The organism is Geodermatophilus sp. FMUSA9-8, assembly GCF_037034165.1.
GTDB lineage: Bacteria > Actinomycetota > Actinomycetes > Mycobacteriales > Geodermatophilaceae > Geodermatophilus > Geodermatophilus nigrescens.
In genome coordinates this window covers 129,449-152,873 of sequence record NZ_JBAGKE010000011.1, presented here as the reverse complement: position 1 = coordinate 152,873, position 23,425 = coordinate 129,449, and the positions used below count along the sequence as shown (strand labels likewise).

Annotated in this window: 22 protein-coding genes; 13 read left to right on the top strand and 9 right to left on the bottom strand. The window is 74.8% G+C overall.

The window, feature by feature from the left end; all coding sequences use genetic code 11:
- The first annotated feature begins 50 nt into the window (after positions 1 to 50).
- On the top strand, positions 51 to 953 hold the full coding sequence (locus WA616_RS20970) for a Bax inhibitor-1/YccA family protein (protein WP_336032863.1): 903 nt from the start codon (positions 51 to 53) through the stop codon (positions 951 to 953).
- Between the two features lie 120 nt (positions 954 to 1,073).
- Here the strand turns inward: WA616_RS20970 and WA616_RS20965 are convergent, their stop codons facing one another.
- Positions 1,074 to 2,294, bottom strand: coding sequence for an acetyl-CoA C-acetyltransferase (locus WA616_RS20965; protein ID WP_073418613.1), 1,221 nt, complete (start codon positions 2,292 to 2,294; stop codon positions 1,074 to 1,076).
- 137 nt (positions 2,295 to 2,431) lie between these two features.
- Positions 2,432 to 3,451, bottom strand: a complete 1,020-nt coding sequence (locus WA616_RS20960; protein ID WP_336032862.1) for an SGNH/GDSL hydrolase family protein — start codon at positions 3,449 to 3,451, stop codon at positions 2,432 to 2,434.
- A gap of 68 nt (positions 3,452 to 3,519) precedes the next feature.
- On the opposite strand from WA616_RS20960, the gene WA616_RS20955 reads away from it, so the two are divergent.
- Positions 3,520 to 4,884, top strand: coding sequence for a DUF2252 domain-containing protein (locus WA616_RS20955; RefSeq protein WP_336032861.1), 1,365 nt, complete (start codon positions 3,520 to 3,522; stop codon positions 4,882 to 4,884).
- On the opposite strand, the gene WA616_RS20950 is transcribed toward WA616_RS20955, so the two are convergent.
- The 3 genes from WA616_RS20950 to WA616_RS20940 form a co-directional block, all read right to left on the bottom strand.
- Entirely contained in the window at positions 4,850 to 5,308 is a 459-nt protein-coding gene (locus WA616_RS20950; protein ID WP_336032860.1) for a GNAT family N-acetyltransferase, read from the bottom strand. The two genes, WA616_RS20955 and WA616_RS20950, sit on opposite strands and share 35 nt — an antisense overlap.
- A gap of 88 nt (positions 5,309 to 5,396) precedes the next feature.
- Positions 5,397 to 7,376 (bottom strand): VWA domain-containing protein, encoded by a 1,980-nt coding sequence (locus WA616_RS20945; protein WP_336032859.1) that lies wholly within the window; start codon positions 7,374 to 7,376, stop codon positions 5,397 to 5,399.
- A gap of 1 nt (position 7,377) precedes the next feature.
- Positions 7,378 to 8,841, bottom strand: a complete 1,464-nt coding sequence (locus WA616_RS20940; RefSeq protein ID WP_336032858.1) for a sigma 54-interacting transcriptional regulator — start codon at positions 8,839 to 8,841, stop codon at positions 7,378 to 7,380.
- A gap of 76 nt (positions 8,842 to 8,917) precedes the next feature.
- Between WA616_RS20940 and ilvA the strand changes: the two genes are divergently transcribed.
- The 4 genes from ilvA (at position 8,918) to WA616_RS20920 (ending at position 14,309) form a co-directional block, all read left to right on the top strand.
- Positions 8,918 to 10,129: a threonine ammonia-lyase gene (gene ilvA, locus WA616_RS20935; protein WP_336032857.1), complete on the top strand. Its 1,212-nt coding sequence runs from the start codon at positions 8,918 to 8,920 to the stop codon at positions 10,127 to 10,129.
- A gap of 115 nt (positions 10,130 to 10,244) precedes the next feature.
- The gene (locus WA616_RS20930; protein WP_336032856.1) at positions 10,245 to 11,279 is read left to right on the top strand and encodes an ATP-binding cassette domain-containing protein; all 1,035 of its coding nucleotides are present in this window, start codon (positions 10,245 to 10,247) and stop codon (positions 11,277 to 11,279) included.
- On the top strand, positions 11,276 to 12,085 hold the full coding sequence (locus tag WA616_RS20925) for an ABC transporter permease (RefSeq protein WP_336032855.1): 810 nt from the start codon (positions 11,276 to 11,278) through the stop codon (positions 12,083 to 12,085). Before WA616_RS20930 ends, WA616_RS20925 begins: the two co-directional genes overlap by 4 nt.
- 148 nt (positions 12,086 to 12,233) lie before the next feature.
- A complete protein-coding gene (locus WA616_RS20920; protein WP_336032854.1) occupies positions 12,234 to 14,309 on the top strand; it encodes a M3 family metallopeptidase in 2,076 nt (691 codons plus the stop codon).
- Positions 14,310 to 14,489: 180 nt separating this feature from the next.
- Here the strand turns inward: WA616_RS20920 and WA616_RS20915 are convergent, their stop codons facing one another.
- Both WA616_RS20915 and greA read right to left on the bottom strand, forming a co-directional pair.
- On the bottom strand, positions 14,490 to 14,810 hold the full coding sequence (locus WA616_RS20915; RefSeq protein WP_336032853.1) for an RNHCP domain-containing protein: 321 nt from the start codon (positions 14,808 to 14,810) through the stop codon (positions 14,490 to 14,492).
- A gap of 14 nt (positions 14,811 to 14,824) precedes the next feature.
- The gene (greA, locus tag WA616_RS20910; RefSeq protein WP_073418623.1) at positions 14,825 to 15,325 is read right to left on the bottom strand and encodes a transcription elongation factor GreA; all 501 of its coding nucleotides are present in this window, start codon (positions 15,323 to 15,325) and stop codon (positions 14,825 to 14,827) included.
- A gap of 217 nt (positions 15,326 to 15,542) precedes the next feature.
- Here greA and mca point away from each other — a divergent pair, with 217 nt between their 5' ends.
- Together mca and WA616_RS20900 are read left to right on the top strand one after the other, a co-directional pair.
- Entirely contained in the window at positions 15,543 to 16,430 is an 888-nt protein-coding gene (gene mca / locus WA616_RS20905) for a mycothiol conjugate amidase Mca (protein ID WP_073418624.1), read from the top strand.
- A complete protein-coding gene (locus WA616_RS20900; RefSeq protein ID WP_073418625.1) occupies positions 16,427 to 16,744 on the top strand; it encodes a hypothetical protein in 318 nt (105 codons plus the stop codon). The genes mca and WA616_RS20900 overlap by 4 nt, the downstream gene beginning before the upstream one ends.
- 62 nt (positions 16,745 to 16,806) lie before the next feature.
- On the opposite strand, the gene WA616_RS20895 is transcribed toward WA616_RS20900, so the two are convergent.
- Positions 16,807 to 17,361, bottom strand: a complete 555-nt coding sequence (locus WA616_RS20895; protein ID WP_336032852.1) for an AMIN-like domain-containing (lipo)protein — start codon at positions 17,359 to 17,361, stop codon at positions 16,807 to 16,809.
- Positions 17,362 to 17,668: 307 nt separating this feature from the next.
- Here WA616_RS20895 and WA616_RS20890 point away from each other — a divergent pair, with 307 nt between their 5' ends.
- From WA616_RS20890 to WA616_RS20880, 3 genes are all read left to right on the top strand, one after another.
- Positions 17,669 to 18,277 carry a hypothetical protein gene (locus WA616_RS20890; protein WP_336032851.1) on the top strand — a complete coding sequence of 203 codons (609 nt, stop codon included), beginning with the start codon at positions 17,669 to 17,671 and terminating at the stop codon, positions 18,275 to 18,277.
- Between the two features lie 19 nt (positions 18,278 to 18,296).
- Complete coding sequence (locus tag WA616_RS20885) at positions 18,297 to 18,953, top strand: maleylpyruvate isomerase N-terminal domain-containing protein (protein WP_336032850.1); 657 nt, start codon at positions 18,297 to 18,299, stop codon at positions 18,951 to 18,953.
- Positions 18,954 to 19,042: 89 nt separating this feature from the next.
- On the top strand, positions 19,043 to 20,296 hold the full coding sequence (locus WA616_RS20880; protein WP_336032849.1) for a geranylgeranyl reductase family protein: 1,254 nt from the start codon (positions 19,043 to 19,045) through the stop codon (positions 20,294 to 20,296).
- 180 nt (positions 20,297 to 20,476) lie between these two features.
- On the opposite strand, the gene trhA is transcribed toward WA616_RS20880, so the two are convergent.
- On the bottom strand, positions 20,477 to 21,289 hold the full coding sequence (gene trhA / locus WA616_RS20875) for a PAQR family membrane homeostasis protein TrhA (RefSeq protein WP_175562781.1): 813 nt from the start codon (positions 21,287 to 21,289) through the stop codon (positions 20,477 to 20,479).
- A 123-nt stretch (positions 21,290 to 21,412) separates the two neighbouring features.
- On the opposite strand from trhA, the gene WA616_RS20870 reads away from it, so the two are divergent.
- Both WA616_RS20870 and WA616_RS20865 read left to right on the top strand, forming a co-directional pair.
- A complete protein-coding gene (locus WA616_RS20870; protein ID WP_336032848.1) occupies positions 21,413 to 22,192 on the top strand; it encodes an isoprenyl transferase in 780 nt (259 codons plus the stop codon).
- 13 nt (positions 22,193 to 22,205) lie between these two features.
- On the top strand, positions 22,206 to 23,423 hold the full coding sequence (locus WA616_RS20865) for a DUF885 domain-containing protein (RefSeq protein ID WP_336032847.1): 1,218 nt from the start codon (positions 22,206 to 22,208) through the stop codon (positions 23,421 to 23,423).
- Positions 23,424 to 23,425: the final 2 nt, after the last annotated feature.

Below are 23,425 nucleotides of genomic sequence, written 5' to 3'. Positions count from 1 at the left end.
GATGCGAGGGTGCAGCCCACCGACCGACCAGTCACCTCGAGGAGATGACGATGCCCAGCTCCAACCCGGTCTTCGGCCGGGGCTTCGCCAACGCCGCCAACGGCAGCGGACAGCAGGGGTACGGCGCTCCCAGCTACGGCCAGCAGTACGGGCAGCCGTACGGCCAGCAGGGCTACGCCGCTCCCGGCTACGGTCAGCCCCAGCCCTACGGCCAGCCGTACGGCGCCCCGCAGGGCTACGACCAGCAGTACGGCCAGCAGTACGGTGCCCCGGCCCCCGCCGGCCCGGCCACCCGTTACATGACGATGGACGACGTCGTCCAGAAGACGGGCCTGTCCTTCCTGGTCACCGTCCTGGCCGCCGCCGTCGTCTGGGCCCTGCCCGGCCAGGCGGCCTGGGGTCTGGCGCTGCCCGCGGTCCTCGTGGCCTTCGTCCTGGGCCTGGTGATCAGCTTCAAGCAGATCGCCAACCCGGCGGCCACGCTGGCCTACGGCGCGCTCTACGGTGTCGCGCTCGGCGCGATCAGCGAGGCCTTCAACACCATCTACCCGGGCATCGTCGTCCAGGCGGTCATCGGCACCTTCGGCGTCTTCGCCGGCATGCTGGTGGTCTACAAGACCGGCGCCATCCGGGTCACCCCCAAGCTGACCCGCTGGGTCGTGGGCGCGCTGTTCGGTGTCCTCGCCCTCGTGCTGGTCAACCTGGTGGTGTCGTTCTTCGTCCCCGGCGGTCTGGGCCTGCGTGACGGTGGCCCGCTGGCCATCGTGTTCAGCCTCGTCGTGATCGGTGTGGCGGCCTTCACGCTGCTGCTCGACTTCGACATGGCCGACCAGGCCATCCGCCGCGGTGCCCCGGCCAAGTTCGCCTGGTACGTCGCCTTCGGCCTGCTCGTCACGGTCGTCTGGCTGTACCTGGAGATCCTGCGCCTGCTGTCCTACTTCCAGGACAACTGAGCACCGGCCCCGCCGCCCCGGCGGCGGGGCGCCCCACACACGGCAGTGGCCCGGTCCCCGCGAGGGGACCGGGCCACTGCCGTGTTCCGGGGCCGGTCGGCGGACCGGCCCCGACGCACGTCAGGAGAGGCGCTCGAGCACCATCGCCATGCCCATGCCGCCGCCGACGCACATGGTCTCCAGGCCGAAGGTCCCGTCCTTCGTCTGCAGGCCGTTGAGGAGCGTGCCGGTGATGCGGGCGCCGGTCATGCCGAAGGGGTGGCCCACGGCGATGGCGCCGCCGTGCACGTTGAGCTTGTCGATGTCGATGCCCAGGTCGCGGTAGCTGGGGATGACCTGCGCGGCGAAGGCCTCGTTGATCTCGACCAGGTCGATGTCGTCGATGGTCATGCCGGCCCGCTGCAGCGCGAGCTTCGAGGCGTCGACCGGGCCGTAGCCCATGATCTCCGGCGACAGGCCGGTGACGGCGGTGGAGACCACCCGGGCCAGCGGGGTCAGGCCGAGGTCGCGGGCCTTGGTGTCGCTCATGACCACCACGGCGGCCGCGCCGTCGTTGAGCGGGCAGGCGTTGCCGGCGGTCACCCGGCCGTCGGGGCGGAAGACCGGCTTGAGGCCGGAGATGCCCTCGAGGGTGGTGCCGGCGCGCGGGCCGTCGTCCTTGCTGACGACGGTGCCGTCGGGCGTCGTGACCGGCGTGATCTCCCGCTCCCAGAAGCCCTCGGCGATGGCCTTCTCGGCCAGGTTCTGGCTGCGGACGGCGAACTCGTCCATCTCCTGGCGGGAGACGTCCTTGAGCAGCGCCAGGTTCTCGGCGGTCTGCCCCATCGCGACGTAGATGTCGGGGACCTCGCCGTTCTCGCGCGGGTCGGTCCAGGAGTCGGCGCCGCTCTCGGCGGTCTTGGCCACCCGGGCCTGTGCGTCGGCGAAGACCGGGTTGTGGGTGTCGGGCAGCGAGTCGCTGTTGCCCTTCACGAAGCGCGACACCATCTCCACGCCGGCGGAGATGAACACGTCGCCCTCGCCGGCCTTGATGGCGTGCATCGCCATGCGGGTGGTCTGCAGCGACGACGAGCAGTAGCGGGTGATCGTCGTGCCCGGCAGGTGGTCCATGCCGAGGAGGACGCTGACGACGCGGCCCATGTTGTGGCCCTGCTCCCCACCGGGGAGACCGCAGCCCAGGATCAGGTCGTCGATGTCGGTGGGGTCGAGCGCCGGCACCTTGTCCAGCGCCGCCCGGACGATGGTGGCGGTGAGGTCGTCGGGCCGGAAGTCCTTGAGCGACCCCTTGAACGCGCGGCCGATGGGCGAGCGGGCGGTCGCGACGATGACGGCTTCGGGCATGGGGTCCTCCACGGTGAGGCGGGCTCCCGGCCGGTGCGTGCCGGGTGTCGGGTCACCCCGGAAACTACCCCCGGGTAGGCCGCCGGTCGCGGGTGCGGCCGGAACAGTCCGCCGCTGTGTTCCGCGTCACGTGGCGGTCAGCCGACGGGCAGCTGGTCCGCCTCGCCGACCTCCGCGGGGACGGGCAGGTCGGAGGGCCGGCGGCGCAGCAGCCGCGCCCAGGTGCCCAGCGGGCCGGTGCCGGAGCCGCGCACCTCGGTCGCGCGGACCTCGGTGCCGGTGCGCCCGGCCGCGCGCGCCGCGGCGCGCGCCACCGGGCGGACGGTGCCCCGGCGCAGCCGCCGCCGGTCGGCCCGCTCCGGCCAGACGCCGACCGCGTCGGCCAGCGCCGGCAGCAGCACGGCGGCGGCCGAGGCGTAGCCGGCGGCGCTGGGGTGGAACTCGTCGACGCTGAACAGCGACCGGTCCTGGGCGAAGGAGGGGCCGAGCACGGACCCGAGGGACACGGTCCGCCCGCCGGCCTCCACGACGGCGATGGTCTGCGCGGCGGCCAGCTGCCGGCTCCAGCGCCGCGCGAGCAGCCGCAGCGGCTGGCCGATCGGCCGGATGGTGCCGAGGTCGGGGCAGGTGCCGACGACGACCTGCGCGCCGGCCTCCCGCAGCCGCCGCACCGCGTCGGCGAGGTGGCGCACCGACACCGACGGCCGGGTACGGGAGGTGACGTCGTTGGCGCCGATCATGATCAGCGCGAGGTCGGGCCGTACCGCCAGCGCCCGCTCGACCTGCGGGTCGAGCTCGTAGGACTCCGAGCCGGAGACCGCGACCCGCACCAGCCGCACCGGGCGCTCGGCCAGCTCGGCCAGCGCCGCGGCGAGCAGCACGCCGGGCGTCTCCCCGGCCCGCTCGACACCGAGGCCGACGGCGCTGGAGTCGCCGAGCACGACGAACACGAGCGGCTTGACCCGCCCGCGCCCGCGGCCGTAGACGCCGTCGCCGGTCGGGGGCTCCTGCTTGGAGGTGCGGGACTCCACGCGCCGCCGCGCGGCGCGGGCCTCCAGGCGCAGCACGGCGAGCAGGCCGGCGCCGGCGAGGCCGAGGCCCCCGCCGCCGTAGGCGGCACCGGCCACCAGCCGTCGTGCCGTTCCCGCTCGCGTCACCGCCACCCCGATCGTCGCGCCCCGCAACCACCTGTCCTGCAGGCTATCCAGCCTCTACGGTGCCCCCCGTGTCCGAATCCCCCCGACGGGTGTCCGACGGCGGAACCCCCGGTGACCGGTCGCAGCTCATCGTCGACGTGCTGGTCGACGCCTTCTCCGAGCTGATGGCCGCCGACGCCGACGCGTTCCGCACGAAGTTCCGCAAGATGGCGGCCGACCCGTTCGCCTTCTACCGGGGGAGTGCCTGTCTGTTCTACGCCGACATGGACGTCCTCGACGACCGGTGGGCCGACGAGCGCACCAGCCGGGTGTGGATCCAGGGCGACCTGCACGCGGAGAACTTCGGCACCTACATGGACGGTGCGGGCCGCATCGTCTTCGACGTCAACGACTTCGACGAGGCCTACGTCGGGCACGTCAGCTGGGACCTGCGGCGGTTCGTCGCGAGCTTCGCGCTGCTGGCCTGGCGCAAGGCGCTCGGCGACGACGTCATCTCCGACCTGCTGCGCACCTACCTGACCGCCTACCTCGACCAGGTCGAGGCGTTCACCCGCTCCGACGACGACCGCTCCTTCGCCCTCACCGCCGCCGACACCGAGGGCGCGGTGCGCCAGGCGATCCTCGAGACGACGACGCGCACCCGCGCCTCGCTGCTGGACCGGATGACCGTCGTCGAGGACTACCAGCGCCGGTTCGCCGACGGCGGCCGGGCCCGCCGGCTCGACGACGCCGAGCGCGACCGGGTGCTCGCGGCGCTGGAGCGCTGGCGGGGGACCGTGCACCCGCCGGTGCGCCGCCGCGACGTCGCCTACGACGTGAAGGACGTCATCGGCACCGGCGGGTTCGGGATCGGCAGCGCCGGCCTGCCCGCCTACAACGTGCTGCTCGAGGGCTACGACCAGGCGCTGGAGAACGACGTCGTCCTGTCGATCAAGCAGGGCAACGTGGCCGCGCCGAGCCGCATCGTGCGCGACCCGGCCGTCGCCGCCCACTTCGAGCACCACGGGCACCGGACGGCGGTCAGCCAGCGGGCGCTGCAGTCCAACGCCTCGCAGTTCCTCGGGCACACCGAGATCGGCGGCGTCGGGTTCGTCGTGCAGGAGCTCTCGCCGTACGAGAACGACCTCGACTGGGACGACCTCACCGAGCCCGAGGAGATCGCGCCGGTGCTGGTCCAGCTCGGCCGGGCGACGGCGAAGATGCACTGCGTCGGCGACGCCGACAGCGACCACACGCTGGTCGACTTCCAGACCGAGGACGCCGTCGTCGCGCTCGTCGGCGGGCGGCGCGAGGAGTTCCTCGACGACATGGTGGCCTTCGCGCACTCCTACGCCCGGCAGACGCAGGACGACCACCGGCTGTTCGTCGACGCGTTCCGGGCGGGGCGGATCCCGGGCATCAGCTCGAGCGGGTCGCACCCGGTACCGCGGTGAGCATGCCGACGTGCGGCCCGACCGGCGGCACGTCGAACCCCCCGGTGACCACGGCGAACCCCAGCCGCTCGTAGAAGCCGGCCGCGCCGGTCCGGGCGTTGCACCACACCAGGTCCCCGCCACGCTCGCCCACCAGCGCCAGCCCCGCCTCGACCAGCGCCCGCCCGGCGCCGGTGCCGCGGACGGCCGGGTCGGTGGCCATGGCCCGCAGCTGCCACGGCGCGCGGGCGTCGGGCCGCCACGGGCACGGGGCGGGGGAGAGGCGCACCACGCCGGCCACCCGCCCGTCGGCGGTGCGGGCGGCGAGGTGCACGGTGGCCGGGTCGTCGTCGCCGGGCAGGCCGGCCGGCCCGCCGTCCCGCAGCACCGCGCTGCGCAGCGGCAGGACGACGTCGGGGCCGACCTGCCCGACCGTCACGGTCACCGCGCCCGGCGTCCCCTCCGCGTGCGCAGCGGAAGGACCTGCTCCTCCCCAGCCCTCGCGAGCTCGGGCCGGGACCCGGGAGCAGGCCTCAACGGCTCCGCCGCCCCCTCCGGGAGCGCAGATAGTCTGCGACGACGTACTCGCCGAGCCGGTCGCTGTCCGGGGTGAACACCCGGCCGCCCGCACGGGCGGTGATGTCGTGGACGAAGTGCACCAGCCCGGGCTCCGGGTCGAGCGCGAACACGTTGAGCGTCGCGCCCGAGCGGGCCACCCGCTCCACCTCGGCGACGGTCTTGGCGATCGTCTCGGGCATCGGCGGCCAGCAGAAGTACGGCGTCCCGTCCTCCTCCAGGTGCGCCGTCGGCTCGCCGTCGGTGACCACCAGGACCACCGGCTCGGCGTCGCGGTGCTGGGCCAGGAAGCGGCGGGCCAGCATCAGCCCGTGCTGCAGGTTGGTGCCCTGCAGCGTGTCCACGCTCAGCTCCGCGAGCGTCTCCGGCCGCAGCACCTGCGCGGTGGAGGAGAAGCCGATGATCTGGATGGCGTCCTGCGGGAACCGGGTGGTGACCAGCGAGTGCAGGGCCATCGCCGTCGACTTGGCCGCGCCCCACGTGCCGCGCAGCGCCATCGAGTAGGAGAGGTCGACCAGCAGGGCGACCGCGGCCCCGGTGCGCCGCTCGGTCTCCACCACCTCGAAGTCCTCGACGGCGATGCGCACCCGCCGCTCGCCGCGCGGCTCCCCGGCCGTGCGCAGGACGGCGTTGCGGACCGTGCGGACGACGTCGAGCGGCTGCTCGTCGCCGAACCGCCACTCCCGCGAGCCGCCGGTGAGCTCGCCCGCGGCCCCGGCGTCGGCGACGTCGTGCTCGCCCCGCCCGGTGGCGTCGAGCTTCGCGAACACCCGCCGCAGGGCGGTGGCGCCCAGCCGGCGGACCGCCTTGGGGGAGAGCTCCAGCTTGCCGTCCCGCCGGACGAGGTGGCCCTGCCGCTCGAGCTCGCGCTCCATCTGCCGCAGCGCCGCGAGGTCGTCGACGGCCTCCCGGCCCAGCGCCTGCTCCAGCAGCTCCTCGTCGACGTCGGCCAGCGAGGCGCCGGCGTAGCCCTGGGAGAGCTGGTTGGACAGCGCCTCCAGGTCGGCGAGCTCGGCGACGGCGCTGGTGGCGTCGCCGAGGCCGAGGGCCTGCTCGCCGTCGGGCACCTGGCCGCGCTGGCCCCACGGCAGGTCGGGCCGCGCCTGGCGCAGCGCGTCCTGCAGGTGGGCCATCTCGCTGGCCAGGCCCATGTCGGACATCGTCTGGGCCATGAGGTCGGCCAGCTCGGCGCGCTGCTCGGGGGAGAGGCCGGCCATCATCCGCTCCTGCGCGGCGGCCCGGCGGGCGAGGGAGTCGATCAGCTCGTCCACCGACTGCGGGTCGTCCGGGAAGAACTGCCCGTGCTGCTCCATGAACTCGCGGAACTGCTCGTCGGTGTCCTCGCCGCGGTTGTGCGCGTCGACCAGCCGCGACAGGTCGGCGACCATGTCGCGCACCGCCTGCACGTCCTGCTCGGTCGCGTTCTCCAGCGCCTGCTTCATGTTGGCGAAGGAGCTGTCGAGCACCTCGCGCCGCAGCAGGTCCTGGATCTGCTCGTAGGCCTGCCGGGCCTCGCCCGAGCGGAACGGGTAGTCCTTGAGCGCCCGCACGGCGCCCGCGGTGTCCTCCGGCAGCGCGTCGAGCTCGGCCTCGGCCAGCCGCGCGCCGTCGTCGGGGTCGGGGAACAGCTCGCGCCGCTCGGCGTCCAGCGCGCGGTCGAGCAGCTCACGGACCTCCTGCAGCGTGCCGTCCATGCGCCCGGCGCTGCGGGCCTGGCGCAGCCGGTCGCGCACCGAGCGGCGCAGCTCGTCGAGCCCGCGCCGGCCGTCCATCCCGCGGCGCAGCAGCTCGCGCAGCGCCTCGCGCACGCCGCTGCCGCCGAGGACGGAGTCGCCGATCTCGTCGACGGCGCTGCCCAGGTCGTAGGGCGGGGCCAGCGGGTCGGGCCCGCCCCGCCAGCGTCCGTACCGGTGGCCCCTGCCGGGCCGGCGTGGCACGTCAGGCCCCGTAGACCGTGCGGGTGCCGTCGGTGTCCTTGGCCAGCCGGCGGGTGAGGTAGAGGCCCTCGAGCGCGAACTCGACGGCGGCCGCGGCCTGCTCGGCCGACTCCTCGCCCTCCGGCACGCCCAGGCGCCCGAGCAGCTCGGCCAGGCGCGGGATGGTGCCGAGCTGGCCGAGCAGCGCCGCGCCGGGCACCAGCTCGCCGGACTCGACGGTCTCCCCGCCGGTGAAGTGCTCCTGCAGGCCGGTCAGGTCCAGCCCGCCACAGCGGGCGCGGAACGTCTGCGCGGTGGCCTGCCGGAGCAGGTGCTCGAGCACCTCGAGCTCGCGGTCGTCGTCGGGGTCGGAGCCCGCGTCGGCGAACTCGACCTTGCCGCGGCTGGCCGGGACGATCCCCGGCAGGTCGACCACCCGCGCCACCGGCCGGGTCTCCCCGGCGATCGCGGCCCGCCGGACGGCGGAGGCGGCGACGGTCTCCAGGCCCGCGATGGCGAACCGGGCGCTGACGCCGGAGCGCTGGTCGACGTGGCTGGACTCGCGCACCAGCCGGGTGAAGCGGGCGACGATCTCCACGAGGTGCTGCGGGACGACGGGGGCGTCGAAGCCGTCGTGGCCGGTCGGCGCGCCCAGCCCGCTGGTCTGCGCCTCCTGGTGCAGCAGCCGGATCTCGTCGGCGAGCTCGATCGGGTAGTGGGTGCGCACCTCGGCGCCGAAGCGGTCCTTGAGCGGGGTGATGATCCGCCCGCGGTTGGTGTAGTCCTCGGGGTTGGCGCTGGCCACGAGCAGCAGGTCCAGCGGCAGCCGCACGCGGTAGCCGCGGATCTGGATGTCGCGCTCCTCGAGCACGTTGAGCAGCGCGACCTGGATGCGCTCGGCGAGGTCGGGCAGCTCGTTGACGCTGAAGATGCCGCGGTTGGTGCGCGGCACCAGGCCGTAGTGCACCGTCTCCGGGTCGCCCAGGGTGCGGCCCTCTGCCACCTTGATCGGGTCGACGTCGCCGATCAGGTCGCCGACGCTGGTGTCGGGCGTGGCCAGCTTCTCGCCGAACCGCTCGCTGCGGTGCAGCCAGGTGACCGGGGTGTCGTCGCCGTGCTCGGCGATCTGGCGGTGCGCCCACACGCTGATCGGGGCCAGCGGGTGCTCGTTGAGCTCGCTGCCTGCCAGCACGGGCGTCCACTCGTCGAGCAGGCCGACGAGCGTGCGGATGAGGCGGGTCTTGCCCTGGCCGCGCTCGCCGAGCAGGACGAGGTCGTGGCCGGCGATGAGGGCGCGCTCGACCTCGGGGACGACGGTGTCCTCGAAGCCGACGATGCCGGGGAGGGTGGGCTCGCCGGCGCCGAGGCGGGCGAGCAGGTTGGCGCGGATCTCGGCCTTGACCGGCCGGAAGGCGGCCCCGCTGTCGCGGAGCGCGCCGAGTGTCGTGGGTGCGGGTGGGGTGTGCGCTGTCGCGACGTCCGTCACCTCAGCCACGGTACGACGACCTGCGGCGATGCGGGGATGCCCGGATGCCGGCATCCGGCCTGGGAGGATGCCTGCCGTGGTGCGGCTGACCAGTGGCGACGACGTCGCGGCCGCGGCCGCCCTCCTCGAGGGGGTGGCGCGCCGGACGCCGCTCGAGCACTCGCGGGCGCTGGCCGAGCAGGTCGGCGGCCCGGTGCACCTCAAGTGCGAGAACCTGCAGCACACCGGCTCGTTCAAGTTCCGCGGCGCCTACGTGCGGCTGTCCCGGCTGACGGCGGAGGAGCGGGCGCGCGGCGTCGTCGCGGCCAGCGCGGGCAACCACGCGCAGGGCGTGGCGCTGGCGGCGCGGATGCTCGGCGTGCGCGCCACCGTCTTCATGCCCGAGACCGCGCCGCTGCCCAAGGTGGCCGCCACCCGGTCCTACGGGGCCGACGCGCGGCTGCACGGCGCCGACCTCACCGCCGCGCTGGAGGCCGCCGTCGCCCACGCCGAGGAGACCGGGGCGGTGTTCATCCACCCCTTCGAGCACCCCGACGTCATCGCCGGGCAGGGCACCGTGGGCCTCGAGGTGCTCGACCAGTGCCCCGACGTCGCCACCGTCGTCGTGTGCACCGGCGGCGGCGGGCTGGTGTCCGGGGTCGCCGCGGCGGTGAAGGAGCGGAAGCCGGGCGTGCGGGTGGTGGCGGTGCAGGCGGCCGCGGCCGCCGCGTTCCCCGGGTCGCTGGCCGCGGGGCGGCCGGTCGCGCTGTCGGGGATGGCGACGATGGCCGACGGGATCGCGGTCGGGTCGCCGGGCGAGACGACGTTCGCGCACGTGCGGGACCTCGTCGACGAGGTGCGCACGGTCAGCGAGGAGGACCTCTCCCGCGCCCTGCTGTTCTGCCTGGAGCGGGCCAAGCTCGTCGTCGAGCCGGCCGGGGTGGCGGCGGTGGCCGCGGTGCTGGCCGACCCGGCGGCGTTCCCGCCGCCGGTGGTCGCGGTGGTCTCCGGCGGCAACATCGACCCGGTGCTGCTGCTCAAGGTGGTGCAGCACGGCATGGCCGCCGCCGGGCGCTACCTGCGGCTGACGCTGCGCGTGCCCGACCGGCCCGGCTCGCTCGCCGCGGTGCTGTCGGTGCTCGCCGGCGTGGGCGCCAACGTGCTGGAGGTCGAGCACGAGCGGACGGCGACCCGGCTCGACCTCGGCCAGGTGGAGGTGTTCGTGGTGCTCGAGACCCGCGGCCCCGACCACGCGGGCGCCGTCGTCACGGCCCTGGAGCAGGCCGGGTTCGCCCCCACGGAGGACTGATCCCCGGCGTCGCGATGAGTTCGCGGTGCGCCCGCGGTCGACAGGACGTGCCTCAGCTACGCCGCCCGCGAACAGGGCTCCGGAAGTGTCGGTCCTCACACCTAGCGTGGCCCGCATGAGCGACGCGATCCTCGTCGAGGGACTGCAGAAGCGCTTCGGGTCCAACACCGCCCTCGCCGGGGTGGACCTCACCGTCCCGGAGGGCAGCGTCCTCGGCCTCCTGGGGCCCAACGGTGCGGGCAAGACCACGGTCGTCCGCATCCTCACCACGCTGCTCCGACCCGACGGCGGGCGGGCCGAGGTGGCCGGGGTCGACGTCGTGCGCGACCCGGCGCGGGTGCGGTCGGTCATCGGGCTGACCGGCCAGTACGCCGCCGTCGACGAGTACCTCACCGGGTTCGAGAACCTGGAGATGGTGGGCCGGCTGTACCGGCTCGGGAGACGGGAGTCGCGCGCCCGGGCGCAGGAGCTGCTCGAGCGCTTCGACCTCTCCGACGCGGCGGGCCGCCCGGCGAAGACGTACTCCGGCGGCATGCGCCGGCGGCTCGACATCGCCGCCTCGCTCATCGCCCGTCCCCGGGTGCTCTTCCTCGACGAGCCCACCACGGGGCTCGACCCGCGCAGCCGGCTCGGGATGTGGGAGTTCATCGCCGACCTCGCCGGCGGCGGGACGACGATCCTGCTGACCACCCAGTACCTGGAGGAGGCCGACCGCCTGGCCGACGGGATGGTCGTCATCGACCGCGGCCGGGTGATCGCCCGCGGCACCGCCGACGAGCTCAAGGCGCAGGTCGGCGGCCAGCGGCTGGAGTTCGCGGTCACCGACGCCGGGGCGCTGCCGCAGATGGTGGAGCGGCTGCGGCCGCTGGCGGTCGACGAGCCGCACGTCGACGAGCAGGCCCGCCGGCTGAGCATCCCGGTCAGCGGGGGAGCCGAGGTGCTGGCCGAGGCGCTGGCCCGCCTCGACGGGCACACCGCCGACATCTTCGACGTCGGGCTGCGCCGCCCCGACCTCGACGACGTGTTCCTCGCCCTCACCGGTCATGCCGCCGAGGACAGGGCCGCGGAGGACCGCGCCGAGGACGGCGGGGAGACCGCCGGCGCCGACCAGACCCCCGCCCAGCCGGTCCCGACGGGAGACGTGCGATGAGCTCGCTGTCCGCGACGCTGTCCGACAGCGTCGTCATCACCAAGCGCAACCTGATCAAGGTCAAGCGGGTCCCCGACCTGATCGTGTTCGCCACCTTGTCGCCGATCATGTTCGTGGTGCTGTTCCGCTACGTGTTCGGCGGCGCGATCGGCGGCCTGCCGCAGGGCGTGAGCTACGCGGAGTTCCTGCTGCCGGGCATCTTCGCCCAGACCGTCGTCTTCGGCTCCACGGTCACCGGCGCGAGCATCGCCGAGGACCTGCAGAAGGGGCTCATCGACCGGTTCCGGTCGCTGCCGATGTCCCGGGCGGCGGTACTCGTCGGGCGCACGGTCGCCGACGCGGGGCTGAACGTCATCTCGATCGCGGTGATGGCGCTGACCGGCCTGGTGGTCGGCTGGCGGATCAACTCCTCGTTCGTCGAGGCGGTGGGCGGCTTCCTCGTCCTGCTCGCCTTCGCCTACGCGATCTCGTGGCTGATGGCGGTGGTCGGGCTGCTGGTCCGCACGCCCGAGGTGGTCAACAACGCCAGCTTCATCGTGATCTTCCCGCTGACGTTCATCGCGAACACCTTCGTGCCGCTGGAGACCTTCCCGTCGGTGCTGCGCACGTTCGCGGAGTGGAACCCGGTCTCGTCGGTGACGCTCGCCGCCCGCGAGCTGTTCGGCAACATGCCGGCCGACTACCCGGTGCCCGACGCGTGGGCGCTGCAGAACCCGGTGCTCTACACGCTCATCTGGACGGCGGTCATCCTCGCGGTCTTCGTGCCGCTGTCGGTCCGCCTCTACGAGCGCACCGCCTCGCGGTAGTCCCACCCGTCCCGGCGGCGGACGTCGCCGTCGCCGGGACGAGGGGGGCCGGACCGTGCCGGCGGACGTCGTACCCGGGTGGCCCGGAACCGGACCGGTTCCGGGCCACTGGTGTCCGACGGTCCGGGTCGGCGCAGGATGGACGCCGATGAGCGCCGAGCCTGCCGCCGCCCTGTCCGCCGCCCTGTCCGCCGACAACCCGCTGTCCGCCGAGTCGCCGCTGCCGTACCGGCTGCCGCCGTTCGCCGACGTCACGCTCGAGCACTGCCGCGAGGCGATCCTCGCCGGGATGGCCGGGCAGCGCGCCGAGCTGGCGGCGATCACCGGCTCGGCGGAGCCGCCCACCTTCGAGAACACGGTCGTCGCCCTGGAGCGTTCGGGTGCGCTGCTGCGCCGGGCCGAGGCGGTGTTCGGCAACCTCGCCTCGTCGCTGTCGACCCCGCGGCTACGGGAGATCGAGCGCGAACTGGCGCCGCTGGAGGCCGCGCACGCCGACGCGCTGCGGCTGGACCCGGTGCTGTTCGCCCGGATCGACGCGGTCCACGAGGCGCGGCACGCCGCGGGCCTCGACGCCGAGGCGGTCCGGCTGGTCGAGCGGCACCACCTCGACCGCGTGCTCGCCGGCGCCCGCCTGGACGACGCCTGCCGCGCCCGGCTGTCGGAGCTCAACCGCGAGCTGTCGGAGCTGTCCACGCAGTTCGGGCAGAACCTGCAGCTGGCCACCGAGGCCGCCGCGGTCCGCGTCGCCGACGCCGCCGAGCTCGACGGCCTGTCCGGCGAGGAGGTCGCCTCGGCCGCCCGCGCCGCCGCCGACCGTGGCCTCGAGGGGTACCTGCTGCCGCTGCTGCTGCCCACCGGCCAGCCGGTGCTCGCGAAGCTGCGGGACCGGGAGCTGCGCCGGCGGGTGTTCGAGGCGTCGGCGGGCCGCGCGTCGGCGGGGGAGCACGACAACGGGCCGGTGGCCGCGCGCATCGCCCGGGTCCGGGCCGAGCGGGCGCGCCTGCTCGGCTTCGCCACCCACGCCGACCTGGTCCTCGCCGACCAGACCGCGGGCAGCACCGCCGCCGTCGACGCGATGCTCTCCTCGATGGTCGGCCCGTCGACGGCCAACGCCCGCGCCGAGGCCGAGGTGCTCGCCGAGGTGGCCGCCCGCGACGGCGTGACCGACCTCGCCGCGTGGGACTGGGCGTTCTACAGCGAGCGGGTCCGGGCCGAGCGCTACTCGGTCGACCGGGCGGCCCTGCGGCCGTGGTTCGAGCTCGACCGGGTGCTCGTCGACGGCGTCTTCCGCGCCGCCGAGCTGCTCTACGGCTTCCGCTTCACGGCGCGCCCCGACCTCGCCGGCTACCACCCCGACGTCCGGGTCTGGGAGGTCACCGGCCCCGACGGCGCGGAGGTCGGGCTCTACCTCGGCGACTTCCTGGCCCGCGAGGGCAAGCGCGGCGGGGCGTGGATGAGCTCGTTCGTCACCCAGTCGCGGCTGCTCGGCACGCGGCCGGTGGTGGTGAACAACCTCAACGTGGCGCCCGCGCCGGAGGGCCGGCCCACGCTGCTCACCCTCGACGAGGTGGACACGCTGTTCCACGAGTTCGGCCACGCGTTGCACGGGCTGAGCTCGGCGGTCACCTACCCGCGCTTCGCCGGCACCGCGGTGCCGCGCGACTTCGTGGAGTTCCCGAGCCAGGTCAACGAGATGTGGGCGACCTGGCCCGAGGTGCTGGCGCACTACGCCCGGCACGTCGAGACGGGCGAGCCGCTGCCGGCCGACGTCGTGGCGGCGATCGAGGCCGCCCGGCTGTGGGGCGAGGGCTTCGCGACGCTGGAGTACCTGGCCGCGACACTGCTCGACCAGGCGTGGCACCGGATCACGCCGGAGACCGAGATCGGCGACCCGGCGGAGTTCGAGCGACGGGCACTGGAGGAGGCCGGCGTCGCCTCGGACCTCGTGCCGCCGCGCTACCGCACGACGTACTTCCAGCACGTGTTCGCCGGCGGCTACGCGGCGGGCTACTACTCCTACATCTGGTCGGAGGTCCTCGACGCCGACACGGTGGAGTGGTTCCGCGAGCACGGCGGGCTGCGGCGGGAGAACGGCGACGTCTTCCGCGAGCGGCTCCTGGCGGTGGGCGGGTCGGTGGACCCGCTGGAGGCCTTCCGCGCGGTCCGCGGCCGCGACGCCGACCCGGGCCCGCTCCTGCGCCGCCGAGGCCTCGCTCCGGCCTGACGGCTCCGCCGGGATCAGGTGACCTGATCGTGGCGCTTCCTCCCTCAGCGCCCACCGTGGGGGAGGTGGCGCTGCGGTGGGGGGCGACGCGCTGAGGTGAATGGACGCAGTGACGGCGTTCCTCGCGCACCGCGGGTCCTGCAGGACCGGCAACGCACGAGGAACGCCGTCAATGACGGGTCACAGCCAGGGGAGGGAGAGCACCAGGTCGAGGTCGTCGGGGGCGTCGCCGTCGCGGACGAGCCGGTTGGGCTGGCGGTGGCCGCACGCCGTGCAACGGTGCACCACCTGCCAGCCCTTGCCCGACTTCTCCACCAGCCCGATCGGCTCCATCGGCTGCCGGCACTCGCTGGCCCGGTCGCCGGGGAGGTCGTCGACGTGCAGCGACCACAGGCACACCGGGCAGTGGTTCCGGTAGTGCCCGTCGGTGTTAGCGGGGACGTCGGCGGCGCAGTGCACGCAGACGAAGCCGGTGTTCTCCGCCCGCCGGGAGCGGGCCACGACGCGGACCCCGGTCAGGGGACGAACGGCTCGACGGCGACGACCTCGACGGTGATGTCGCGGCCGTTGGGCGCCTGGTAGGTGACCGTGGTGCCCGGCTTCGAGCCGAGGATCGCCGAGCCCATCGCCGACTCCGGGGAGTAGACGGCGAGGTCGGTGGTGCCGGCGATCTCGCGCGAGCCGAGCAGGAACTTCTCGGTGTCGTCGTCGCCCTGGAACCGGATGGTGATGACGGTGCCGAGCTCGGCGGTGGTCGCAGTCGTCGGGGGCTCGCCGACGCGGGCCTTGCGGAGCAGGTCGGTGAGCTGGCGGATCCGGCCCTCCTGCTTGCCCTGCTCCTCCTTGGCGGCGTGGTAGCCGCCGTTCTCCTTGAGGTCGCCCTCCTCGCGGCGGGCGTTGATCTCGGCGGCCATGGCCGGCCGCCCGGCCACCAACTGGTCGAGCTCGGCCTTCAGCCGGTCGTGGGCCTCCTGGGTCAGCCAGATGCCCTGCTCGTTCTCAGTGGGGGTGGTCACGCGGGGTACTCCTGCAGCTCTCGGGGGCCGCCTCCCGGACGGGGGCGGTCGACGTCGATCCGGCCAAGCTAACACCGGCCGGAGGGCCCCTGCACGGACCCGCGGACCCGCCGGGAGACGGGACCGTACCGGAATCGAGCGTGACGGGCAGCACATCCACCCGTCCGGATGGGGGGCGTCACGGCGGCGGCCGCCCTCCTCGGGGGACACTGGCCGGGTGACCGAAGCGGACCCGTTGCGCCTGCTCGCCGTGCACGCCCACCCCGACGACGAGTCGAGCAAGGGCGCGGCGACCATGGCCAAGTACGTCGCCGAGGGCGTCCAGGTGATGGTGGCGACGCTGACCGGCGGAGAGCGCGGTTCCGTGCTCAACCCGGCGCTCGACCGGCCGGAGATCTGGGAGCGCCTCCCGCAGCTGCGCGTCGAGGAGATGGCGCGCGCCCGGGAGATCCTCGGCGTCCAGCAGGAGTTCCTGGGCTTCGTCGACTCGGGCCTGCCCGAGGGCGACCCGCTGCCGCCGCTGCCCGAGGGCTGCTTCGCGCTGGTGCCCACCGACGAGGCGGCCGCCCCGCTGGTCGAGCTGATCCGGCGGTTCCGCCCGCACGTGGTGATCACCTACGACGAGCGCGGCGGCTACCCGCACCCCGACCACATCAAGACGCACGACGTCTCGGTGGTGGCGTTCGAGGCGGCCGGCGACCCCGACCGCTACCCCGGCCTGGGCGAGCCCTGGCAGCCGAGCAAGCTCTACTACCACATGGGCTTCACGCTGACCCGCGTGCGGGCGCTGCACGAGGCCATGCTCGAGGCCGGCGCCGACTCGCCCTACGCCGAGTGGCTGGCCACCTGGGACCCCGAGCGCGACATGTCGCACCGGGTCACCACCCGGGTGCCGTGCGCCGAGTACTTCCCGGTCCGCGACGCCGCCCTCATCGCGCACGCGACGCAGATCGACCCGAACGGCCGCTGGTTCGCCTGCCCGATGGACGTGCAGCAGCGGATCTGGCCCACCGAGGACTACGAGCTGGCCCGGTCGCTGGTCGACTCCCCGCTGCCCGAGGACGACCTGTTCGCCGGCATCCGCAGCGAGGTGCCGGTCCCGTGACCGCGCTCGACCTGGTGCTGGCCGTCCAGCAGCCCGAGGACGTCGGCAAGTCCGGCCCGCTGGGCGCCCTTCTCACGCTGATCCTGCTGCTCGCGGCGTTCCTGCTGGTCAAGTCGATGAGCAAGCACCTCAAGCGGCTGCCGGCCAGCTTCGACGAGCCGGACGCGCCGCAGGTCGTCGTCCCCGACACCCCGGCCGACCTGGTCGAGCCGCGGCAGCCGGGCCAGGACCTGCTCGACACGCTGCGCCGCGCGCCGCGCGCGATCGAGGGCCCGAAGCGCGACGACGGACGGACGGACCCGCCGGCGGGCTGACGCCGGCGGGCCGGGGGAGAGCGAGGGGCGGGTCGGCGGTGCCGGCCCGCCCCTCGCGCGTCTCACCAGGTGTGCGCCACGTCGACGACGAGGCGGGACCCGTCGCCGGGGCCGTCGAGGACCATCACCCGGAACGGCAGCCGGGCGCGGACGCCCAGGCCCAGGGTGCTCTCGCCCTCGAACGAGTTCGCCCACGCGACCTGGCGGAAGGTGGAGTACCCGCCCACGCCCACGGCCTCGGCGTCGTTCGCCGGGTCGTAGGTGGCCGTGCCGCCGCCCGTGTAGGCCGGGGTGTGCACGAGCACCTGCAGGTCGGCCCCGCCGCGCAGCGGCACCAGCTCGCCGGAGCCGTCCTTCCGCACCTCGCGCACGTAGCGCACGTCGTAGGACACCTCGGACGCGTCGACGCCGTCGAGGTCGAGGACCAGCCGGTCGTAGCAGGCGTGCCGGCCGGCGCGGACGTCGTCGAGCGTGCCCCCGCCGTCCTCGACGGCGGACTCGGGCAGCGAGCCCCAGGCGGTGCTGCAGCCCGCCGCCGACGCCGACGGCAGGGCGACGCCGGTGAACGCCGCGGCGGCGGCGAGGACCAGGGCGGCGCGGGTACGGGTGGTGCTCATGGTGGGTCTCCCGGGGTCAGGGGGATGGGTGGTGCGGACGACGGGAAGGATCCGCAGACACGCCCGCCGGCGGAATGGCTCGCCTTGCCCGCGGATGTCGATCCGCAGGGCCCGTGCATGTGCACTGTTGACAGGAAACGGCCCTCTCCGGGCGACACGGATGAGCACATGACGTGCCCGTCGCCAGCCGGTGACGGTTAGTGAGCGGCGGCACGGCGTCCGCTCCGGGCGTAGCGCCGGCCGTGGTGCCGCCTCGGCGTCGCGCCTACCGTGTAAGCGTGTAATCACGACTCACCTGGAGGCCGTCGTGTACGGACACCACCGCTTCGCCGACTCTCCCTTCGCCCGCATGGGCGCCCCCGGGTTCCGCGGTCGCGGCCCCGGCGGCCGCGGGCGGGGAACGGACACCGCATCCCCGGTCGACCGCGCCGAGGTGGCCGGCTGGTTCGCCGGCCGGCTCCCCGACGGCTGGTTCACCGGGCCGGTCGAGATCGCCGTCGACCGGGACGAGATCACCGTCGTCGGCCCGCTGGCCGAGCCCGACGCCGGCGAGGGCGACCCGGCCGCCGCCCGCGCCGGGCGGATCGCCCGCTTCCGCGAGGACACCCGCGAGCAGCGCATGGCCGTCGCCGACGCCGCCCAGGAGCGGTACGGCCGCTCGGTGGCCTGGGGCGCCTCGTGCGGCGACGTCCGCGAGGTGTTCACCAACGCCTCGGTGCCGGTGATGACCCGGCTGCGCCAGCCCGAGCGCCTCGTGCTCGACACGCTCGTCGACGCCGGCGTCGCCCGGTCCCGCTCCGAGGCGCTCGTGTGGGCGGTGCGGCTGGTCGGCCGCAACGCCGACGCCTGGCTCACCGAGCTGCGGGACGCCATGGCCTCGGTCGAGGAGGTGCGGGCGCGCGGCCCCCAGCCGTGATCCCTGCCAGGCTGCCGGGGTGAGCGCGGACCTGCTGCGGACCACCTACGCCGACCTCTCCGGCCTGGTCACCGGCCTGATGGCCGGGGAGGGGGACCGGCCCAGCGGCTGCGCCGGGTGGACGGTCCTCGACCTCACCCAGCACCTGCTCGACGACGCCCGCCGGGGCCTGGTCGCCCTGGCCACCCCGGCGGGCGGCCCGGTCACGTCCGACGCCGTCGCGTACTGGCGGTCCTGGCAGCCGACGCCGGACGAGGACGACGGCACCGCCTGGCGCACCCGCGTGCGGGCGAGCACGGCCGGGGGCCTGGCGAACCTGGCGCCGCTGTACGCCGGGACGGCGGCTGCGGTGGGCGTGGCCGCGGGCCGGGTCGACGCCGGCGAACGGGTGGGCACCCAGGGCTGGGTGCTGACCGCCGCTGACCTGTGCTCGACGCTCGCGGTCGAGGCCGCCGTCCACCACCTCGACCTGGTGGCGCACCTGGACCGCCCGGGTCCGGGACCCGCGGCCCTGGCCGAGGTGCGCCGCGTGCTCGAGGGGCTCCACGGCGGCCCGCTGCCCGCCGGCTGGGATGACGCGACGGCGGCCCGCCGCGGCACCGGCCGCGAGCCGCTGACCGACGCCGACCGGGCGGAGCTGGGGACGGCGGCGGACCGGTTCCCGCTGTTCGGCTGACGAAGGACCACCCTGCCCCCCACCCCTCGCGAGCTCGGGGCGGGTCCCTGCAGGGCGGCCGACCGTCCGTCACCAGGGACACTGGGGGCGTGCCAGCAGCTGCCGCCGTCCCGTCCGCGACCGACGTCCTCGTGGTGGGCGCCGGCCCCGCGGGGTCGGCCGCGGCGGCCTGGGCGGCCCGCGCCGGGCACGACGTCGTGCTGGCCGACGCCGCCGTCTTCCCCCGCGACAAGACCTGCGGCGACGGGCTGACCCCGCGCGCGGTCGCCGAGCTGGACCACCTCGGCCTCGGCGACTGGGTGCGCGGGCACGCCCGCAACCGGGGCCTGCGCGCCGCCGGGTTCGGCCGCACCTGGGAGTTGCCCTGGCCCGGCGGGCAGTTCCCCGACCACGGAAGCGCCGTGCCACGCACCGAGCTCGACGCGCGTATCCGCGAGGTGGCGGTCGGCTCGGGTGCGACGGCGTTCGACGGCGCGCGGGCGGTCGACGTCGAGCGCGACGGCGACCGGGTCGCCGCGGTGGTGTTCGAGCTCGCCGACGACAGCCGGGTGAGCGTCGCCTGCCGCCGGCTGGTCGTCGCCGACGGCGTGCGCTCGCCGCTGGGCCGGGTGCTGGGCCGCGAGTGGCACCGCGACACCGCCTACGGCGTCGCCGCGCGCAGCTACGTCCGCTCGGGCCGCAGCGACGACGAGTGGATCTCCTCGCACCTCGAGCTGCGCGGCGAGGAGGGCGAGCTGCTGTCGGGCTACGGCTGGGTCTTCCCGCTGGGGGCGGCGGCCGGTGAGGTGAACCTCGGCGTCGGCACCCTGGCGACGGCGCGGCGCCCGGCCGGCGTGCAGCTCAAGGCGCTGCTGGAGTTCTACGCGGAGTCGCGGCGCGAGGAGTGGCAGCTCGACGGGCCGGTGCGTGACGTCGCGTCGGCGCTGCTGCCGATGGGCGGCGCCGTCTCCGGGGTCGCCGGGCGGAACTGGGCGCTGGTCGGCGACGCCGCCGGGTGCGTCAACCCGCTCAACGGCGAGGGCATCGACTACGGGCTGGAGACCGGGCGGGCCGTCGTCGACCTGTTCGGCGAGGACGACTGGTCCCGCGCCTGGCCGGCGACGCTGCGCCGCCACTACGGGGAGGCGTTCTCGATCGCCCGGCGGCTGGCCGGCCTGCTGACGGTGCCCCGCTTCCTGCCGACGGCGGGCCCGGTCGGGATGCGCTCGCGGTCGCTGATGACGGTGGCACTGCGGGTGATGGGCAACCTGGTGGGCGAGGAGGACCGCGACGTCGTCGCCCGCGCCTGGCGCACCGCCGGCCGCGCCTCCACCCGCTGGGACGACCGCCCTCCGTTCAGCTGACCGTCGCGCCGAGCGGGGGCCGGAGGCTCCCCGAGGCGTGACGGGACGGAACGTGCGGAGGGAACCGCGGCGCAGCCGCGGACCGGCGGAGCGGAGGCCCGCAGGGTCCCCCGACACCGGTCGGGGAGGGCTCCACGCCCCAGGGGAACGGCACCTGGCCGCGGTGAGGTCCGGAGGACCTCAGACGAACGGAGAGTTGTACATCGCGAAGTACACGGCGATGTAGTGGCAGATCGCCGCCACGATGGTCATCGCGTGGAAGACCTCGTGGTAGCCGAAGGTGCCCGGCCAGGGGTTCGGCTTCTTGATCGCGTAGGCGATGCCGCCGACGGTGTAGAGCACGCCGCCGACCGCCAGCAGCACCAGCGACGTGACCCCGGCGATGTGCAGGATGTCGGTGAGGATGAAGACGGCGACCCAGCCCAGGCCGATGTAGAGCGGCACGCCGACCCAGCGCGGCGCCGTCGGCCAGGTGAGCTTGAGGCAGACGCCGGCCAGCGCGCCGGCCCAGACGCCGGCCAGCACCCACCAGCCCAGCGGCTGGTCGACGGCGAGCAGGGCGAACGGCGTGTAGGTGCCCGCGATGAACAGGAAGATCATCGAGTGGTCGAGCCGCTTCATGATCTTCCAGCCGCGCGGTGACCAGCGGCGGCGGTGGTAGAGCGCGCTGATGCCGAACAGTCCGCAGATCGTCAGGCAGTAGACGGCGACGGAGAACCCCGAGCGGGCGCCGAGGACGGACGCCAGCGGGATGAGCACCGCGCCGGCGACGATCGCGCCGAAGAACGCGAACAGGTGCAGCCAGCCGCGCATCCGCGGCCGGGTGTCGGGGTGGTCCCAGTCGTCGTCGTCGAAGTCGGCGGCGGTCCAGGTGTCCTCGACCCGCTGCCCCTCCTCGAGGACGGCGGCGACGGCGGGGCCGCGGGGCGCCTCGATCTCGGCCCCGTCGTCGGCCCGCACCCGGACTGGCTGGCGGTCCTCGGGAGCGGTCACGACACCGAGGTTACGGAGGCGTAGGTCGGCACGCACCGGGACGCGGCTGTGACGTCCCCGGCAACTCCGCAGGCCGGACGGGCCTGCGGAACGGCGGCGTCCCGGGGGCCTACTGTGTGCGCCGTGGGGGCGCGTCAGTGGGTCCGCGACGTCCTGACGCAGATGTACGAGCGTCGCCTGGCCCGGCAGCTGGTGGGTGCCGACGTCCCCCGCCACGTGGGCGCGATCATCGACGGCAACCGCCGCTGGGCGAAGGCCACCGGGCTCCTCGACCCGAACGCCGGGCACCGCCGCGGCGCCGACCGGATCGCCTCGTTCCTCGGCTGGTGCGACGAGGCCGGCGTCGAGGTGGTCACGCTGTTCCTGCTCTCCACCGACAACCTGTCGCGGCCGGAGCCGGAGCTGACGCCGCTGCTGCGGATCATCGAGGGCGTCGCCCAGGACCTGTCCGCGCCCGACCGCCGGTGGCAGCTGCGCCCGGTCGGCGCGCTGGGCCTGCTGCCGGCGGAGACCGTCGCCGTCCTCAAGGAGGCCGAGGAGACGACGCGCGGCCGCCCGGGTGCGCACGTGAACCTCGCCGTCGGGTACGGCGGACGGCGGGAGATCGCCGACGCCGTCCGCTCGCTGCTGGCCGAGCACGCGAGCCGGGGGACGTCGCTGGACGAGCTGGTCGATGTGCTCGACGTCGAGCACATCGCCGAGCACCTCTACACGCGTGGGCAGCCCGACCCGGACCTGGTCATCCGCACCAGCGGCGAGCAGCGCCTGTCGGGGTTCCTGCTCTGGCAGACGGCGCACTCGGAGTTCTACTTCACCGACGTCTACTGGCCCGACTTCCGCCGGGTGGACCTCCTGCGCGCGCTGCGGGCCTACGCGGCGCGGCACCGCCGCTTCGGTGGGTGACAGACTCGGGCGCATGGCACCCGGCACGGTCGACGTCCCTCTCGAGTACGTGCGCCTGGGGCTGCGGTTCGACCGGCTGGAGGCCGGCTTCGTCGACGCCTACACCGGTGAGAAGCGGATCCGCGCGGAGGTGGAGAGCGAGCCGGCGCCCACGCCGCAGGGGCTGCGCGACCAGGCCCGGGGGCTGCTGCGCGAGCTCGACGCCGCCGGGCTGCCGGAGGACCGCGCCGCGTTCCTGCGCGGCCAGCTCACCGGGCTGGAGTGCTCCGCCCGGAAGATGAGCGGCGAGCCGGTCGGCTTCCTCGACGAGGTGCGCAGCTACTTCCAGGTCGACCTGACCCTCGGCGACCCGGCCGCCTACGCCGCGGCACACGCCGAGCTCGAGACCCTGCTGCCGGGCGACGGCACGCTGGCCGAGCGGTACGCCGCGCACCGCCGTCGCGAGGAGTGCCCGCCGCAGCGGCTCGACGCGGCGGTGCACGCCCTGTCCAGCGCGCTGCGCGACCGGGTGCGCGGCCGCTACGGGCTGCCCGAGGCCGAGACGGTGCGCTACGAGGTGGTCACGGACAAGCCGTGGTCGGGCTTCAACTACTACGAGGGCGACTACCGCTCGCGGGTGGCGATCAACGCCGACCTGCCGCACCGGCTCAGCCAGCTGGTGCACCTGGTGGCGCACGAGTCCTACCCCGGCCACCACACCGAGCACTGCCGCAAGGAGCGCGGGCTGGTCGAGCGCGCCGGGCACCTCGAGCACACGGTGTTCCTGGTCAACACCCCGGAGTGCCTGATGGCCGAGGGGCTGGCCGACCTCGGCGTCGACGCCGCCGTCGGCGACGGGTGGGGGACCTGGTCGTCGGAGGTGCTCGGCGACCTCGGGCTGCGCTTCGACGGGCACCTGGCCGAGCGGATCGCCGCCGCCAGCGCGCCGCTGAACCGGGTGCGCCAGGACGCCGCCGTCCTGCTGCACGACCGCGGGGCCGACGCCGACGAGGTCGCCGCCTACATCCAGCGGTGGTCGCTGGTCAGCCCCGACCGGGCCCGCCAGCAGCTGCGGTTCCTGACCCACCCGCTGTGGCGCGCCTACATCACCACCTACGTCGAGGGCTACGACCTGCTGCACCGCTGGCTGGCCGCCCGGCCGGAGGAGCAGGACGTCGCCGACCGCTTCGTGCGCCTGCTCGACGAGCCGCTGACCCCCGCCGTCGTCGCCGCCGAGCTGTCGGCCGCCTGAGC